This window comes from Mesobacillus sp. S13, assembly GCF_020422885.1.
In the GTDB taxonomy this organism is placed as follows: Bacteria; Bacillota; Bacilli; order Bacillales; family Cytobacillaceae; genus Mesobacillus; species Mesobacillus selenatarsenatis_A.
Map to the genome: position 1 here is coordinate 1 of NZ_CP084622.1, position 17616 is coordinate 17616.

The 17616-nt window shown below is 45.6% G+C and carries 10 protein-coding genes, 2 tRNA genes and 3 rRNA genes; 13 read left to right on the forward strand and 2 right to left on the reverse strand.

Annotation, left to right across the window (positions count from 1 at the left end):
* The 13 genes from dnaA (at position 1) to rrf (ending at position 15983) form a co-directional block, all read left to right on the forward strand.
* Positions 1–1347 (forward strand): chromosomal replication initiator protein DnaA, encoded by a 1347-nt coding sequence (gene dnaA, locus LGO15_RS00005; protein WP_167830952.1) that lies wholly within the window; start codon positions 1–3, stop codon positions 1345–1347.
* A gap of 182 nt (positions 1348–1529) precedes the next feature.
* Positions 1530–2666: a DNA polymerase III subunit beta gene (gene dnaN, locus LGO15_RS00010; protein ID WP_167830951.1), complete on the forward strand. Its 1137-nt coding sequence runs from the start codon at positions 1530–1532 to the stop codon at positions 2664–2666.
* A 340-nt stretch (positions 2667–3006) separates the two neighbouring features.
* A complete protein-coding gene (gene yaaA / locus LGO15_RS00015) occupies positions 3007–3222 on the forward strand; it encodes a S4 domain-containing protein YaaA (RefSeq protein WP_023613365.1) in 216 nt (71 codons plus the stop codon).
* Between the two features lie 19 nt (positions 3223–3241).
* On the forward strand, positions 3242–4360 hold the full coding sequence (gene recF, locus LGO15_RS00020; RefSeq protein WP_226086308.1) for a DNA replication/repair protein RecF: 1119 nt from the start codon (positions 3242–3244) through the stop codon (positions 4358–4360).
* Positions 4361–4370: 10 nt separating this feature from the next.
* On the forward strand, positions 4371–4619 hold the full coding sequence (remB, locus tag LGO15_RS00025; RefSeq protein ID WP_167830950.1) for an extracellular matrix regulator RemB: 249 nt from the start codon (positions 4371–4373) through the stop codon (positions 4617–4619).
* A 128-nt stretch (positions 4620–4747) separates the two neighbouring features.
* Complete coding sequence (gene gyrB, locus LGO15_RS00030; RefSeq protein ID WP_413231414.1) at positions 4748–6655, forward strand: DNA topoisomerase (ATP-hydrolyzing) subunit B; 1908 nt, start codon at positions 4748–4750, stop codon at positions 6653–6655.
* 128 nt (positions 6656–6783) lie between these two features.
* Positions 6784–9366, forward strand: a complete 2583-nt coding sequence (gene gyrA / locus LGO15_RS00035) for a DNA gyrase subunit A (protein WP_226086310.1) — start codon at positions 6784–6786, stop codon at positions 9364–9366.
* A 94-nt stretch (positions 9367–9460) separates the two neighbouring features.
* Positions 9461–10546, forward strand: coding sequence for an HD-GYP domain-containing protein (locus LGO15_RS00040; RefSeq protein WP_226086311.1), 1086 nt, complete (start codon positions 9461–9463; stop codon positions 10544–10546).
* A 354-nt stretch (positions 10547–10900) separates the two neighbouring features.
* Positions 10901–12450, forward strand: a 16S ribosomal RNA gene (locus tag LGO15_RS00045).
* Positions 12451–12557: 107 nt separating this feature from the next.
* A tRNA-Ile gene (locus tag LGO15_RS00050) sits at positions 12558–12634 on the forward strand.
* Between the two features lie 15 nt (positions 12635–12649).
* Positions 12650–12725: transfer RNA gene (locus LGO15_RS00055), tRNA-Ala, on the forward strand.
* A 126-nt stretch (positions 12726–12851) separates the two neighbouring features.
* Positions 12852–15786, forward strand: a 23S ribosomal RNA gene (locus LGO15_RS00060).
* A gap of 81 nt (positions 15787–15867) precedes the next feature.
* Positions 15868–15983 (forward strand): 5S ribosomal RNA (rrf, locus tag LGO15_RS00065).
* The 16S, 23S and 5S rRNA genes sit together here with 2 tRNA genes alongside, the layout of an rRNA operon.
* Before the next feature lie 381 nt (positions 15984–16364).
* Here rrf and LGO15_RS24115 read toward each other — a convergent pair.
* Together LGO15_RS24115 and LGO15_RS00070 are read right to left on the reverse strand one after the other, a co-directional pair.
* Positions 16365–16487 carry a hypothetical protein gene (locus LGO15_RS24115; RefSeq protein WP_264163838.1) on the reverse strand — a complete coding sequence of 41 codons (123 nt, stop codon included), beginning with the start codon at positions 16485–16487 and terminating at the stop codon, positions 16365–16367.
* A gap of 112 nt (positions 16488–16599) precedes the next feature.
* Positions 16600–17544, reverse strand: coding sequence for a YaaC family protein (locus LGO15_RS00070; protein ID WP_226086312.1), 945 nt, complete (start codon positions 17542–17544; stop codon positions 16600–16602).
* Positions 17545–17616 lie beyond the last annotated feature (72 nt).

Sequence of the window (17616 nt, forward strand, 5' to 3'; positions counted from 1 at the left end):
TTGGAGAACATTGCAGATCTCTGGAACAACGCTCTCGCTAAAATCGAGAAAAAGATCAGCAAGCCAAGTTTCGACACATGGCTCAAATCAACGAAGGCACACACCTTGCAGGGTGATGTCCTTACGATTACAGCCCCGAATGAGTTTGCCCGTGACTGGCTGGAGGAACGTTATTCCCAGTTAATCAGCGGTATTTTGTATGAGATCACTGGTGAAGAACTTTCTGTAAAATTCATCATTCCCCAAAACCAGAACGAAGAAGATCTCGACATTCCATTGCCGCCTAAGCGAGTAAAGAAGGAAGACGATATTCCGGATTTGCCTGTCAGCATGCTGAATCCAAAATACACATTCGATACTTTTGTCATTGGTTCAGGCAACCGTTTCGCCCATGCTGCATCGCTCGCAGTAGCCGAAGCGCCAGCAAAAGCCTATAACCCGTTATTCATATACGGGGGCGTAGGTCTTGGTAAAACCCACTTGATGCATGCAATCGGTCACTATGTCCAGGATCATAATCCGAATGCGAAAGTGGTTTATTTGTCATCTGAAAAATTCACGAATGAGTTCATCAATTCGATCAGGGATAATAAAGCGGGCGATTTCCGCAATAAATACCGCAATGTCGATGTTCTGCTCATTGATGATATTCAATTTTTGGCTGGAAAAGAACAAACTCAGGAAGAATTCTTTCATACTTTCAATACCTTGCATGAGGAAAGCAAGCAGATTGTCATCTCCAGTGACCGTCCGCCAAAAGAGATACCTACGCTTGAAGACAGGTTAAGATCTCGCTTTGAATGGGGATTGATCACGGATATCACTCCACCAGATCTCGAGACGAGGATTGCGATTCTTCGTAAAAAGGCGAAAGCAGAAGGCCTTGATATTCCGAATGAGGTTATGCTTTATATTGCGAATCAAATCGACTCCAACATCCGTGAATTGGAAGGAGCTTTGATTCGTGTCGTCGCTTATTCTTCACTGATCAATAAGGATATCAATGCGGACCTGGCAGCTGAGGCACTAAAGGATATTATTCCTAGCTCCAAGCCGAAGGTAATTACCATTCTCGACATCCAAAGGGTTGTCGGACAGCATTTCAATGTAAAGCTGGAGGATTTTAAAGCGAAGAAACGGACTAAATCCGTCGCCTTCCCTAGGCAAATCGCTATGTACTTGTCCAGAGAGCTGACTGATTTCTCTCTTCCTAAAATCGGCGAGGAATTCGGAGGCCGTGACCATACAACGGTCATCCATGCACATGAAAAAATATCTAAGATGATTTCCGTTGACGCAAGTCTGCAAAAGCAGCTGAAAGATATAAATGAACAATTAAGGGTTTAGGAAAGTGTGAATAACTCTCCATTGGTTACGCACAGTCTGTCCACATGTGGATAGGCTGTGTTTCCTTTGAAGAAACCTACTTATCCACAAATCCACAGGCCCTACTAGTACTTCTACTATTTTTTTAAAACATATTAGTATATGCAATAAGAAAAAAATTATTCCTAAACGGAGGCTAAAAAATGAGATTTATTATCCAGCGTGATTCATTGCTTCAAAGCGTTCAGGACGTAATGAAGGCAGTGACAAGCAGAACAACAATTCCTATTTTGACAGGTATTAAGATTGTTGCGAATGAAGAGGGAGTAACTCTTACAGGCAGCGATTCTGATATCTCCATCGAATCTTTCATTCCTAAAGAAGAAGCTGGGGATGAAATCGTTGAAATCAAACAGCCAGGTTCCATTGTTTTGCAGGCGCGTTTCTTTAGTGAAATCGTTAAAAAGCTTCCTACAGACTCAGTAGAAATCGAAGTCCATAACAATCTGCAAACGGTTATCCGTTCTGGTAGATCAGAATTCAACCTGAATGGCCTGGATGCTGAAGAATATCCGCATCTTCCGCAAATTTCAGAAGAACATGTATTCAAAATTCCTACAGACCTATTAAAAGGCCTTATTCGCCAGACTGTCTTTTCAGTGTCCACCTCAGAAACACGCCCCATCTTGACAGGTGTAAACTGGAAGGTCGAAAACAATGAGTTAATCTGTATTGCAACAGATAGCCACAGACTTGCGTTGAGGAAAGCGAAGCTCGAAGCAGAGAACACTGGCAGCTACAATGTAGTCATCCCTGGTAAAAGTTTGACAGAATTGAGCAAAATTCTTGATGACAGTTCAGAATCAGTGGATATCGTCATTACCGAAAACCAGGTATTGTTTAAAGCAAAGCATTTACTGTTTTTCTCAAGACTGTTGGAAGGAAATTATCCTGACACAGGCCGTTTGATTCCGACTGAGAGCAAAACAGATGTAGTCGTAAACACGAAGGAATTCCTTCATGCGATCGATCGTGCATCCCTGCTTGCCAGAGAAGGAAGAAACAACGTCGTTAAGTTCTCCACAATCGAAGGCGGCGCAATCGAGGTTTCATCCAACACACCGGAAATCGGGACAGTTGTCGAAGAAATCCAAAGCCAATCCATCGATGGCGAGGACCTGAAAATTTCATTCAGCGCGAAGTATATGATGGATGCCCTAAAAGCACTGGAAGGGACAGAAATCCAAATCAGCTTTACAGGCGCAATGAGACCATTCGTCATTAGACCGCTCCACGACGATTCCATCCTGCAGCTAATCCTGCCGGTTAGGACGTACTAAGATGATTTATTGCCACCAGTTCTACGCTGGTGGCTTTTTACTTATAAGTTGAAAATGTATACTAATTGGATTGTAGCGGAAGGCACGAAGACTCCTCGAAAATGCTAACGCATTTCCTGCGTGCGTGGGCACGTTCTGGGAAGCTATTCAAAGTCCTGCGGGATCAGCTGGACAGGTGAGACCCCACAGGAGCTTGCTCCGAGGAGGCTCACCGCCAGCCCCGCGGAAAGCGAAGTGCCTGGAGCGAAAATCCAACTCAATATAAGAAAATTTGTTTCTATGGAAAAAATTTAGTAAAATAAAGTATTAAGTCCTTTTGGAAGAAAAGGGTGTGAGAAACGTGAATGAGGAAATAAAAATTGATACGGAATATATCACGCTTGGCCAATTCCTGAAACTTGCCGATGTAATTCAATCAGGCGGAATGGCGAAGTGGTTTTTAAGTGAACATGATGTTTTTATCAATGGTGAACAAGACCAGCGAAGAGGAAGGAAGCTTCGTTCCGGAGATCAGGTATCAATTCCTGGTTTTGGCGAGTTCAGCATAACGCAATAACCCAGAGGATGAACTGTTCATGTATATAGAGGAACTGCAATTAAGGAATTATCGCAATTACCAGGGGTTAGAGGCAACATTTGAAAACAAGGTCAATGTCATCCTTGGTGAAAATGCCCAGGGGAAAACGAATGTCATGGAGTCCATCTATGTGCTTGCGATGGCAAAATCACATCGGACCTCCAATGATAAAGATTTAATTCGCTGGGACGAGGAATATGCTAAAATAGAGGGACGGATTAAAAAAAGTAATGGATCATTGCCAATGCAGCTTGTCATTTCAAAAAAGGGCAAGAAGGCTAAAGTCAATCATCTTGAACAGAGGAAGCTAAGCCAATATGTCGGCAATATGAATGTCGTCATGTTTGCCCCTGAGGATCTTAACCTTGTGAAAGGGAGCCCTCAGGTAAGAAGAAGATTTGTCGATATGGAGATAGGGCAGGTATCGGCGGTTTATCTGCATGATATCAGCCAGTACAATAAAATTCTCCAGCAAAGGAATCATTATCTGAAACAGCTTCAGATCAAAAAGGCATCAGACCATACCATGCTCGATATCCTGACCGAACAATTTATCCAGGCGGCTGCCAGGATCATTGTGAAGCGATTCGAATTTCTCCATTTGCTCGAACAGTGGGCATTGCCGATCCATCAGGGAATATCCAGAGGGCTGGAGAACTTAAAAATAGTCTATAAACCTTCAGCAGAGGTATCAGAAGATGATGATTTGTCGAAAATGATAGCAGTGTATGAAGAAAAATTTGCTAAAATAAAGACAAGAGAGATTGACCGGGGGACCACCATGTTTGGGCCGCACCGGGATGATCTGCAATTTTTCGTGAATGGCCGTGATGTCCAGACATTCGGATCACAAGGTCAGCAGCGGACAACAGCACTGTCGGTAAAATTGGCAGAAATTGAATTGATCAATTCAGAGATTGGTGAGTATCCAATCCTGTTACTTGATGATGTCCTGTCTGAGTTAGATGATTATCGCCAATCCCACTTATTGAATACCATCCAGGGGAAAGTTCAAACCTTCGTCACGACCACTAGTGTGGATGGAATCGACCATCAGACATTAAGAGAAGCGGCCACTTATAAAGTGAAAACCGGAGAAATGACAAGAATCCAATGAGGTGGATTACATGTATTTGCATGTTGGTGAAGAAGTCCTAGTGAGGACAAAAGATATTATTGCGATATTAGACATTGAAAGCGCCAGTTCTTCCCCATTCATGGAGGAATTCATAACGCGCCAAGATCAGGAGATTATCCATTTGGCCAAAGGAACAGTCAAGTCAATCGTGGTAACAGGAAATCATATTTACTATTCCCCATTAGCATCAGGAACATTAAAGAAACGCTCCCAAAAACTATCCGTTCAGGAATTTTAATAGATCAGCGTATTCGCAAAAAATGTCGAAAAACAACGATATATGCGAAAATAGCAAATAGATAAGTTTTAAAAAGTTGAGTGAAAATGAAAGTGTAGGTGATCGATATGGCTACGGAAGAACAATCCATGCAAGGACAAGCGTATGATGAAAATCAGATACAAGTTCTTGAGGGCCTGGAGGCTGTACGCAAACGTCCAGGGATGTATATCGGATCAACGAGTGGAAAAGGCTTGCACCATCTTGTATGGGAAATCGTTGATAATAGTATAGATGAAGCACTTGCCGGCTACTGTGACGAAATTAATGTCATTATCGAAGAAGACAACAGTATCACTGTTCAGGATAATGGCCGCGGAATCCCGGTTGGTATCCATGAAAAGATGGGAAGGCCAGCGGTTGAGGTCATCATGACAGTACTTCATGCAGGCGGAAAGTTTGGCGGCGGAGGCTATAAGGTTTCCGGAGGTCTGCATGGGGTTGGTGCATCTGTTGTTAATGCCCTGTCAACGTATCTTGAAGTATTCGTCCACCGTGATGGGAAAGTCCATTACCAAAAATTCGAACGTGGCGCTGTCGGAGATCCGTTAAAAGTGATTGGTGAAACCGACCGGACGGGAACGACTGTCCACTTTAAGCCTGACGGAGAAATTTTCACCGAGACATTGGAATATGATTACGATACACTCGCAAATCGCCTTCGTGAGCTTGCCTTCCTGAACAGAGCAATCAAGATCACGATCGAAGATAAGCGTGGAGAAGGAAAAAAGAATGAGTATTATTACGAGGGCGGAATTAAATCCTATGTGGAGCATTTAAACCGTACGAGAGAAGTCCTTCACGAAGAACCAATTTATATTGAGGGTGAAAAAGAAGGCATTACGATTGAGGTGGCTCTTCAATATAACGACAGCTATACAGGCAACATCTATTCATTCGCTAACAATATCCATACCTATGAAGGTGGTACACACGAATTTGGCTTTAAAACAGCTTTGACGCGTGTGATTAATGATTATGCCCGTAAGCACGGGATCTTCAAGGAAAGTGATTCAAATCTCTCGGGAGATGACGTTCGTGAAGGTTTGACGGCAATCGTGTCAATTAAGCATCCAGATCCACAGTTCGAAGGCCAAACGAAAACAAAGCTCGGAAATTCCGAGGTCCGTACGGTAACTGATACACTGTTTTCCGACCACTTTGAAAAATTCATGCTCGAAAATCCTAATGTCGCGAGAAAGATTGTCGACAAAGGACTCATGGCAGCAAGAGCAAGACTTGCGGCGAAAAAGGCGCGTGAGCTGACTAGAAGGAAGAGTGCACTTGAGATTTCAAGCTTGCCGGGCAAACTGGCTGACTGTTCTTCAAAGGACCCGGCCATCAGTGAAATATATGTCGTTGAGGGTGACTCTGCGGGCGGATCTGCCAAGCAGGGCCGTGACCGCCACTTCCAGGCGATCCTGCCATTACGCGGTAAAATCCTGAATGTTGAAAAATCACGTCTGGATAAAATTTTATCCAATAACGAGGTAAGAGCGATCATAACTGCGATTGGTACAGGAATCGGTGAAGACTTCGACCTTGCAAAAGCCCGTTACCAGAAAATCGTCATCATGACCGATGCCGATGTCGACGGCGCCCATATCCGTACTTTATTATTGACGTTCTTCTACCGATATATGAGAAAGATTCTAGAAGCAGGATACATTTATATTGCCCAGCCGCCTTTATACAAAATCCAGCAGGGCAAAAAAATCGAGTATGCTTATAACGACAAGCAGCTCGAACAAATCCTCGCGGAGCTTCCACAGCAGCCGAAGCCAGGCATCCAGCGCTATAAGGGTCTAGGTGAGATGAATCCTGAGCAGCTTTGGGAAACAACGATGAACCCTGAAACAAGGACACTGCTCCAGGTTAGCCTTGAAGATGCAATCGAATCGGATGAAACCTTTGAAATCCTGATGGGGGATAAGGTTGAACCTCGACGTAATTTCATCGAAGAGAATGCGCAGTATGTTAAGAACCTGGATATTTAATAATATATGCTCAGGATAGAAGGTTTTGCCTCTATCCTGCTTTTTCTGAAATGGCCAAGGGGCTGCGCAGAGCGCCTCGCCCCGGTATGGCCGTGCTGAACAGAGTTCCTAAAGGAGGTCTCTCTTAAATGGCTGAAACACCAAATCCACGTGTAAAAGAGATTAATATTAGCCAGGAAATGCGTTCATCCTTCCTGGATTACGCCATGAGTGTTATCGTGGCACGTGCGTTACCGGATGTCCGTGACGGCTTGAAGCCGGTACATAGAAGGATCCTATACGCGATGCATGACCTTGGCATGCATTCAGACAAGGCCTATAAAAAATCGGCGAGGATCGTCGGTGAAGTTATCGGTAAGTATCACCCGCACGGTGACTCTGCTGTTTACGACACAATGGTTCGTATGGCACAGGATTTTAACTACCGCTATATGCTTGTTGATGGACATGGAAACTTCGGTTCTGTCGATGGCGACGCTGCAGCTGCCATGCGTTATACAGAAGCACGTATGTCGAAAATTTCGATGGAGCTTCTGCGTGACATCAATAAAGATACAATTGACTATCAGGATAACTATGACGGTTCTGAAAGAGAACCGATTGTCATGCCTTCAAGGTTTCCAAACCTACTTGTCAACGGTACTTCCGGTATCGCGGTCGGTATGGCGACGAATATTCCTCCCCACCAGCTTGGCGAGGTTATAGATGGCGTATTAGCTATCAGTAAGGACCCAGACATGACCATCATGGAATTGATGGAAATCATCACAGGACCTGACTTCCCTACTGCTGGATTGATCTTGGGCCGCAGCGGCATTCGCAAAGCTTATGAGACTGGCCGCGGGTCGATTACCTTGCGAGCGAAGGTAGAAATTGAACAGAAATCAAATGGCAAGGAAGTCATTATCGTCAGGGAACTTCCTTACCAAGTGAATAAGGCTAAGCTCATCGAGAAAATCGCTGAATTGGTCCGCGACAAGAAGCTTGATGGCATCACTGACCTGCGGGATGAATCTGACCGTAAGGGTATGAGGATCGTCATTGAAGTTCGCAAGGATGCAAATGCAAATGTCCTTTTAAATAATTTATATAAGCAAACGGCATTGCAGACAAGCTTCGGTATCAACCTTCTGGCATTAGTCGATGGCCAGCCGAAGGTCCTTAACCTCAAACAATGTCTAACCTACTACCTTGACCATCAGGTAGTCGTCATTAGACGCCGTACAGAGTTTGAGCTTAAGAAGGCAGAAGCTCGTGCCCATATTCTCGAAGGACTGCGAATTGCTCTTGATAACCTTGATGCCGTCATCAGCCTGATCAGAAGCTCACGTACAACGGATATCGCACGAGAAGGATTGATGACACAATTCAAGCTATCTGAAAAGCAAGCACAGGCTATCCTTGATATGCGTCTGCAGAGGCTTACAGGCTTGGAGCGCGAAAAGATCGAAGAGGAATTCCAAAACCTTATGCAGCTGATCGCAGAATTAAAAGCGATTCTTGCTGATAATGAAAAAGTTCTGGAAATCATTCGTGAAGAGCTAACTGAAATCAAAGAACGTTTTAACGATGAGCGCCGTACTGAAATCGTTTCAGGTGGTTTGGAAATGATTGAGGATGAAGACTTGATTCCTCGTGAAAACATCGTTATCACCCTGACACACAACGGCTACGTTAAACGCCTGCCTGTATCTACATACAGAGCACAGCGTCGCGGCGGCCGTGGCATACAGGGTATGGGAACGAATGAAGATGATTTCGTTGAACATTTGATCACCACTTCAACGCACGATACCATCCTGTTCTTCACAAACAAAGGGAAGGTATATCGTTCGAAGGGTTACGAAATCCCTGAATTCAGCCGTACCGCGAAGGGAATTCCAATCATCAATCTATTGGAAATCGAAAAGGGCGAATGGGTCAACGCCATTATTCCTGTATCGGAATTTGTGGATGACTGGTCCCTCTTCTTCACAACGAAAGAAGGGATTTCAAAACGTTCACCACTTTCTTCATTTGCGAATATCCGCAACAATGGACTGATTGCCTTGAACCTGCGTGAAGGAGATGAGTTGATCTCTGTCCGCCTGACAGACGGCAGCAAAGAAATGATCATCGGCACGAAGAATGGCTTATTGATCCGTTTCCCTGAAACCGATGTCCGCTCTATGGGCCGTACTGCCACTGGAGTAAAGGGAATCACGCTTTCTGATGACGATGAAGTTGTCGGAATGGAAGTTCTTGAAGAAAGTGCCGAAATTCTTGTTGTTACGAAGAACGGGTACGGCAAAAGAACACCTTCCGAAGAATACAGAAGACAAGGACGCGGCGGTAAAGGAATCAAGACATGTAACATCACCGATAAAAACGGCGACCTTGTGACGATGAAAGTTGTCACTGGTGAAGAAGACCTCATGCTGATTACTACAGGCGGTGTTTTGATCCGTATTCCTGTAAGCTCTATCTCCATGACAGGACGTAACACGCAAGGGGTAAAATTAATCAGCCTTAACAAAGCAGAAAATGAATATGTTGCGACAGTGGCTAAGGTCGATAAAGAAGAAGAAAAGCCAGAAGACTTCGAACTGGATGAGAATGCAGAGGCTACAGTTGATTCTGAAGAAGCAATTAGTGGGAATGCAGAAGCACCAGTTGATCCTGAAGAAATAGGCAGTGAAGATGTAGCGCCAGCTGAAGAGGATGAAGAATAAACTTTTTGAGAGGAACACAAAAATGTGTTCCTCTTTTTTGGCAAAATAAAGTAAAATAAATTGTAAGAAAATTAAAATTCTGGGGTGGATAGCCTTGCGCGTATTAACAGACAACCTCAAAGAGGGCTGTATCCTTGCTGAAGATGTTCTAAGTAAAACAAATAGACCCATCATGAACAAAAAAACAGTTTTGTCAGAATACCTAATAGATATTTTAAATGTTTTCCTGATAAAAGAAGTGGATGTTGAGAAAACAATGGTTAATGGATTGCCTTTTCAGGGACCATCATTAGGCAGCGATAAAAAAGCGGGCTTGAATTCCATTGAAGGCGGAGAAGCTTTTATCGACTTGTTCTTACAGGCCAAGCAGAGCTTCAAGAAAGAATTTATCTCCTGGCAATCAGGCATGCAGATAGATATTGCTAAACTAAGAACAATCATTGTCCCACTGATCGAGCAGGCAGAGATGACTTCTTCGGATATATTCAATCTTCATCATTATTCGACCAAGACTGAGTACATATACGATCATCCACTGGCTGTAGGAATTATCAGTGCCTTCATCGCAAAAAAGCTGAATTACAGCAAAGGGGATACCACACAAATCGCACTTGCAGGCATTTTATCCGATTGCGGGATGGCAAAAATAAGTCCTACTCTATTAAATAAAAATACAACCTTAACAGTAGATGAATTTGAAGAGATTAAAAAACATCCTACATATAGCTATCAGATGGTAAAAAACAGTCCCTTGCTTAAGGACGGTACGAAAGTTGCTATTCTTCAACATCATGAAAGAATGGATGGCAGCGGCTATCCATTTGGCGAAAAGGCTAACAGGATTCACCCTTTTGCAAAAATCCTTGCCGTAGCCGATTCTTTCCATGCGATGACTTCAGAAAGGATTTATAAGCCTAAACACTCTCCATTTAAAGTGCTAGAGATGATCAATGAAGAGCTATTTGGGGAGTTTGATATTACCGCCTTGAAAGCATTGAGTTCTGCAATTATGAATTTTTCAGTTGGCACTAAGATTCGCCTTTCTGATGGACAGGCAGCTGAAATCATCTTTGTGGAAGAAAAGAATCCAGCAAGGCCAATGGTTAAATTACTGGAGACAGATCAGATTCTTGCACTGGAAAAGAATAGATACCTGCATATTGAGGAGTTCATTAAGTAGCTGGCTTTTTACAAGCTGGCTTTTTGTTTTTCTCTTAATATTTCATGGCAATCCTGGGTACACTCGAAAATTTTAATAAAGTTGTTTAAAAGTATTGCATTCAAATAAATTGACTGATATAATCTTCAAAGTCAGTAACGAGACAATAACATCAATTCAATAGTTTTTGAAAAAAGTTATTGACTTATACAGCTACTAAGTGTTATATTATTAAAGTCGCTTCTGAGCGGCGCAGCAAGAAATTGCTCTTTGAAAACTAAACAAACAAGCGTCAACAAACAATAAATTTTCATGGCTTCTATTATAGAAGAACATGAGCCAACGTTTTAACTTTATGAGCTAACTCATAACTCTTTCTTGGAGAGTTTGATCCTGGCTCAGGACGAACGCTGGCGGCGTGCCTAATACATGCAAGTCGAGCGGATCTTCATTAGCTTGCTTTTGAAGATCAGCGGCGGACGGGTGAGTAACACGTGGGCAACCTGCCTGTAAGACTGGGATAACTTCGGGAAACCGGAGCTAATACCGGATAATCCTTTCCCTCACATGAGGGAAAGCTGAAAGACGGTTTCGGCTGTCACTTACAGATGGGCCCGCGGCGCATTAGCTAGTTGGTGAGGTAACGGCTCACCAAGGCAACGATGCGTAGCCGACCTGAGAGGGTGATCGGCCACACTGGGACTGAGACACGGCCCAGACTCCTACGGGAGGCAGCAGTAGGGAATCTTCCGCAATGGACGAAAGTCTGACGGAGCAACGCCGCGTGAGCGATGAAGGCCTTCGGGTCGTAAAGCTCTGTTGTCAGGGAAGAACAAGTACCGGAGTAACTGCCGGTACCTTGACGGTACCTGACCAGAAAGCCACGGCTAACTACGTGCCAGCAGCCGCGGTAATACGTAGGTGGCAAGCGTTGTCCGGAATTATTGGGCGTAAAGCGCGCGCAGGCGGTTCCTTAAGTCTGATGTGAAAGCCCCCGGCTCAACCGGGGAGGGTCATTGGAAACTGGGGAACTTGAGTGCAGAAGAGGAGAGCGGAATTCCACGTGTAGCGGTGAAATGCGTAGAGATGTGGAGGAACACCAGTGGCGAAGGCGGCTCTCTGGTCTGTAACTGACGCTGAGGCGCGAAAGCGTGGGGAGCGAACAGGATTAGATACCCTGGTAGTCCACGCCGTAAACGATGAGTGCTAAGTGTTAGAGGGTTTCCGCCCTTTAGTGCTGCAGCAAACGCATTAAGCACTCCGCCTGGGGAGTACGGCCGCAAGGCTGAAACTCAAAGGAATTGACGGGGGCCCGCACAAGCGGTGGAGCATGTGGTTTAATTCGAAGCAACGCGAAGAACCTTACCAGGTCTTGACATCCTCTGACAACCCTAGAGATAGGGCGTTCCCCTTCGGGGGACAGAGTGACAGGTGGTGCATGGTTGTCGTCAGCTCGTGTCGTGAGATGTTGGGTTAAGTCCCGCAACGAGCGCAACCCTTGATCTTAGTTGCCAGCATTCAGTTGGGCACTCTAAGGTGACTGCCGGTGACAAACCGGAGGAAGGTGGGGATGACGTCAAATCATCATGCCCCTTATGACCTGGGCTACACACGTGCTACAATGGATGGAACAAAGGGCTGCAAAACCGCGAGGTCGAGCCAATCCCATAAATCCATTCTCAGTTCGGATTGCAGGCTGCAACTCGCCTGCATGAAGCCGGAATCGCTAGTAATCGCGGATCAGCATGCCGCGGTGAATACGTTCCCGGGCCTTGTACACACCGCCCGTCACACCACGAGAGTTTGTAACACCCGAAGTCGGTGGGGTAACCTTTTGGAGCCAGCCGCCTAAGGTGGGACAGATGATTGGGGTGAAGTCGTAACAAGGTAGCCGTATCGGAAGGTGCGGCTGGATCACCTCCTTTCTAAGGATATTGCCGTAATGGCAATCGGAATGCGAACCTTCTGGTTCGTACTGTTGACTGCTTGTTTGTTTAGTTTTGAGGGAGTAATTCCTCTCTATATGATATATGGGCCTATAGCTCAGCTGGTTAGAGCGCACGCCTGATAAGCGTGAGGTCGGTGGTTCGAGTCCACTTAGGCCCACCATATATCTTTCATAATGGGGCCTTAGCTCAGCTGGGAGAGCGCCTGCCTTGCACGCAGGAGGTCAGCGGTTCGATCCCGCTAGGCTCCACCATGTCGCTTTTATAGCACATGCATTTGTTCCTTGAAAACTAGATAATCGTAAGTAAGAAGAACCAAGAAAAACCGAGTGATCGCCATTTTAGTTTTCTCTCTATTCAATTAGAGAAATGACCTTTTAGGTTAAGTTAGAAAGGGCGCACGGTGGATGCCTTGGCACTAGGAGCCGATGAAGGACGGGACTAACACCGATATGCTTCGGGGAGCTGTAAGTAAGCTTTGATCCGGAGATTTCCGAATGGGGAAACCCACTGTTCGTAATGGAACAGTATCTTTACCTGAATACATAGGGTATTGAAGGCAGACCCGGGGAACTGAAACATCTAAGTACCCGGAGGAAGAGAAAGCAAACGCGATTCCCTGAGTAGCGGCGAGCGAAACGGGACATAGCCCAAACCAAGAGGCTTGCCTCTTGGGGTTGTAGGACACTCTACATGGAGTTACAAAGGAACGGGGTAGATGAAGTGGTCTGGAAAGGCCCGTCAGAGAAGGTAAAAACCCTGTAGTTGAAACTTCGTTCCCTCCTGAGTGGATCCTGAGTACGGCGGGACACGAGAAATCCCGTCGGAAGCTGGGAGGACCATCTCCCAAGGCTAAATACTCCCTAGTGACCGATAGTGAACCAGTACCGTGAGGGAAAGGTGAAAAGCACCCCGGAAGGGGAGTGAAAGAGATCCTGAAACCGTGTGCCTACAAGTAGTCAGAGCCCGTTCATGGGTGATGGCGTGCCTTTTGTAGAATGAACCGGCGAGTTACGATTACATGCAAGGTTAAGTTGAGAAGACGGAGCCGCAGCGAAAGCGAGTCTGAATAGGGCGAATGAGTATGTGGTCGTAGACCCGAAACCAGGTGATCTACCCATGTCCAGGGTGAAGGTTGGGTAACACCAACTGGAGGCCCGAACCCACGCACGTTGAAAAGTGCGGGGATGAGGTGTGGGTAGCGGAGAAATTCCAATCGAACTTGGAGATAGCTGGTTCTCTCCGAAATAGCTTTAGGGCTAGCCTCACGTTGTAAGAGTCTTGGAGGTAGAGCACTGTTTGGACTAGGGGCCCTCATCGGGTTACCGAATTCAGACAAACTCCGAATGCCAAAGACTTATCCGTGGGAGTCAGACTGCGAGTGATAAGATCCGTAGTCAAAAGGGAAACAGCCCAGACCACCAGCTAAGGTCCCAAAGTATACGTTAAGTGGAAAAGGATGTGGAGTTGCTTAGACAACCAGGATGTTGGCTTAGAAGCAGCCACCATTTAAAGAGTGCGTAATAGCTCACTGGTCGAGTGACTCTGCGCCGAAAATGTACCGGGGCTAAACGTATCACCGAAGCTGTGGATTGACATCTTAGATGTCAGTGGTAGGAGAGCGTTCTAAGGGCGTTGAAGTCAGACCGTAAGGACTGGTGGAGCGCTTAGAAGTGAGAATGCCGGTATGAGTAGCGAAAGATGGGTGAGAATCCCATCCACCGAATGCCTAAGGTTTCCTGAGGAAGGCTCGTCCTCTCAGGGTTAGTCGGGACCTAAGCCGAGGCCGAAAGGCGTAGGCGATGGACAACAGGTTGATATTCCTGTACCACCTCTTTATCGTTTGAGCGACGGGGGGACGCAGGAGGATAGGGTAAGCGCGCTGTTGGATATGCGCGTCTAAGCAGTTAGGCTGCAAGTGAGGCAAATCCCGCTTGCGTGAAGGCTGAGCTGTGACAGCGAGGGAAATATAGTACCGAAGTTCCTGATTCCACACTGCCAAGAAAAGCCTCTAGCGAGATAAAAGGTGCCCGTACCGCAAACCGACACAGGTAGGCGAGGAGAGAATCCTAAGGTGAGCGAGAGAACTCTCGTTAAGGAACTCGGCAAAATGACCCCGTAACTTCGGGAGAAGGGGTGCTCATTTGGGTGAATAGCCCGGATGAGCCGCAGTGAATAGGCCCAGGCGACTGTTTAGCAAAAACACAGGTCTCTGCGAAGCCGCAAGGCGAAGTATAGGGGCTGACGCCTGCCCGGTGCTGGAAGGTTAAGAGGAGGGGTTAGCTCACGCGAAGCTCTGAATCGAAGCCCCAGTAAACGGCGGCCGTAACTATAACGGTCCTAAGGTAGCGAAATTCCTTGTCGGGTAAGTTCCGACCCGCACGAAAGGCGTAACGATCTGGGCACTGTCTCAACGAGAGACTCGGTGAAATTATAGTACCTGTGAAGATGCAGGTTACCCGCGACAGGACGGAAAGACCCCGTGGAGCTTTACTGTAGCCTGATATTGAATTTTGGTACAGCTTGTACAGGATAGGTAGGAGCCTGAGAAACCGGAGCGCCAGCTTCGGTGGAGGCGTCGGTGGGATACTACCCTGGCTGTATTGAAATTCTAACCCACGCCCCTGATCGGGGCGGGAGACAGTGTCAGGTGGGCAGTTTGACTGGGGCGGTCGCCTCCTAAAGAGTAACGGAGGCGCCCAAAGGTTCCCTCAGAATGGTTGGAAATCATTCGCAGAGTGTAAAGGCACAAGGGAGCTTGACTGCGAGACCTACAAGTCGAGCAGGGACGAAAGTCGGGCTTAGTGATCCGGTGGTTCCGCATGGAAGGGCCATCGCTCAACGGATAAAAGCTACCCCGGGGATAACAGGCTTATCTCCCCCAAGAGTCCACATCGACGGGGAGGTTTGGCACCTCGATGTCGGCTCATCGCATCCTGGGGCTGTAGTCGGTCCCAAGGGTTGGGCTGTTCGCCCATTAAAGCGGTACGCGAGCTGGGTTCAGAACGTCGTGAGACAGTTCGGTCCCTATCCGTCGTGGGCGCAGGAAATTTGAGAGGAGCTGTCCTTAGTACGAGAGGACCGGGATGGACGCACCGCTGGTGTACCAGTTGTCTTGCCAAAGGCATCGCTGGGTAGCTATGTGCGGACGGGATAAGTGCTGAAAGCATCTAAGCATGAAGCCCCCCTCAAGATGAGATTTCCCATAGCGCAAGCTAGTAAGAACCCTGAAAGATGATCAGGTTGATAGGTCAGAGGTGGAAGCGCGGTGACGTGTGGAGCTGACTGATACTAATCGTTCGAGGACTTAACCAAAATGATCATTCGTTCTTCTTGAAATTCTTCTTACACATTATCTAGTTTTGAAGGAATAAATACTTTCTTTCAATTAAATAGTCTGGTGGCGATGGCGAGAAGGTCACACCCGTTCCCATACCGAACACGGAAGTTAAGCTTCTCAGCGCCGATGGTAGTTGGGGGTTTCCCCCTGTGAGAGTAGGACGCCGCCGGGCACGCGAAAGAACAGCTATAATGGCTGTTCTTTTTTTGTGTTGATTTACCAAAGATGCCAAAGATATAGCAGTAACTGACCCTACCTGCGGGATGGGCTTCGGCCAGGTTAGGTAGAAAAGCTTGTGAATCTATCAGAAAAAGAGCTGACTTCGGACAAGATGAGATAGAAAGACAGAAATCTGTCCGAAGTATAGGCAACTTCAGACAGGTTTAGAGAAAGTTCAGGAAAAGCTGTCAAAAGAAAAGGCAACTTAATACAGGTTTAGAAGAAACCACCTAAAAGCTGTCCGAACTACATGCCTATAACTAACCACTACCTTCTTCTCATTAACTCCATACAACAAAAACCCTCTGACCAGTTCAGAGGGTCTTGATATAGATTATTTCTTTTTCTTACCCAGAGATTGTAATTGGTCCATGACCTTCGCGCGTGACTTTCGATCTTTTAACAAGTATGCTGTTCCTAGAGCCACTGTAGTCATCATTAGTTTTTTTCTATCCATATTAAAACCTCCTCGGTTAATGGGATCCGTGTTTATGAATTCCCGATGCCGGCTTAGCTAAACATTTTCTCTTCTTCAAGAATCTCATTAAAGCCTCAACACCTTGATCCTATTACTTATTCATTAGATACTGGTAAATTAAGTAAGGCCCTTTTTTAAGTGTCGATTTTAAAAAAGACTGAATCAATGGATAGTCTTCATTGGGCATCATCTTGATTAACTCACTCCACCATTCTGTTTCATAACGGGCGATCATTCCAAGATTGTATAACAATAGATAGTGCAGCAGCAGTTCTGGGAATAGAAATAGGTCACTTTTTTTCAAAGGGAATACGTAATGCTGTTCTTCTAGATTGTACTTTATGGGTTCAGTTATACCCTTCAGGTTCGCTTGAAATTCGATTACGCTAGAATCGTCTATAAATGTAACCGGAGCAGCGAATTTCGTTTGAAAGAATTCTTTAAAGCGATTCTCTGTCATATGGAAATGGTCAATGATTGATTTAGGCATAGCAAAACCAGAATCGGCAGCTGTGACGATTTCAAAATTTTGTTTTCCTCTCAAGTCAGAATAAATGCCGGACAATTCTGGAATCAGCTCCATCACATCTCCCATTGTGGCTTTTTCACCTTCCAATTGTTTCATGTGGAACATCTTTTCTGCCATTAGGGAGAACAATCCATTCTTTTGGAATTTCACTTCATCTTCTGTGAAGCTGTATTGTTGTTTTTTCCTTTTCCTTGTAGAGACACCATGCGCTAGCACAGATGTGGTTTCAGGGTAATCAGGTTCAACTGTCAGGATGCATGCTTTTATAAGATGGACAAGTCCATAAAAGAGCAGGATAGGCTGGATAGCCAGCGGAGATTTTTCTGCCTGTTCATAGTAAAGCTTCCCATGTTCGAGATAATACATAAAGGGATAACAGTTTTCGAAGCTTTTCATGTCAGGCTGTTCGATGTTGATTTTTCGATAGCATTTTTTTAAGTAGGCTTGTGCATACTCTGCTGAAAAGAAGAGAGTATAGCTGTTCCATTCTTTATAAGGCTTAGACACATGAAAAACCTCCAAGTTATTTGAAAAGTCTAACAAATAATAACCTTCTTGACAGTATTTTAACCAATTGAT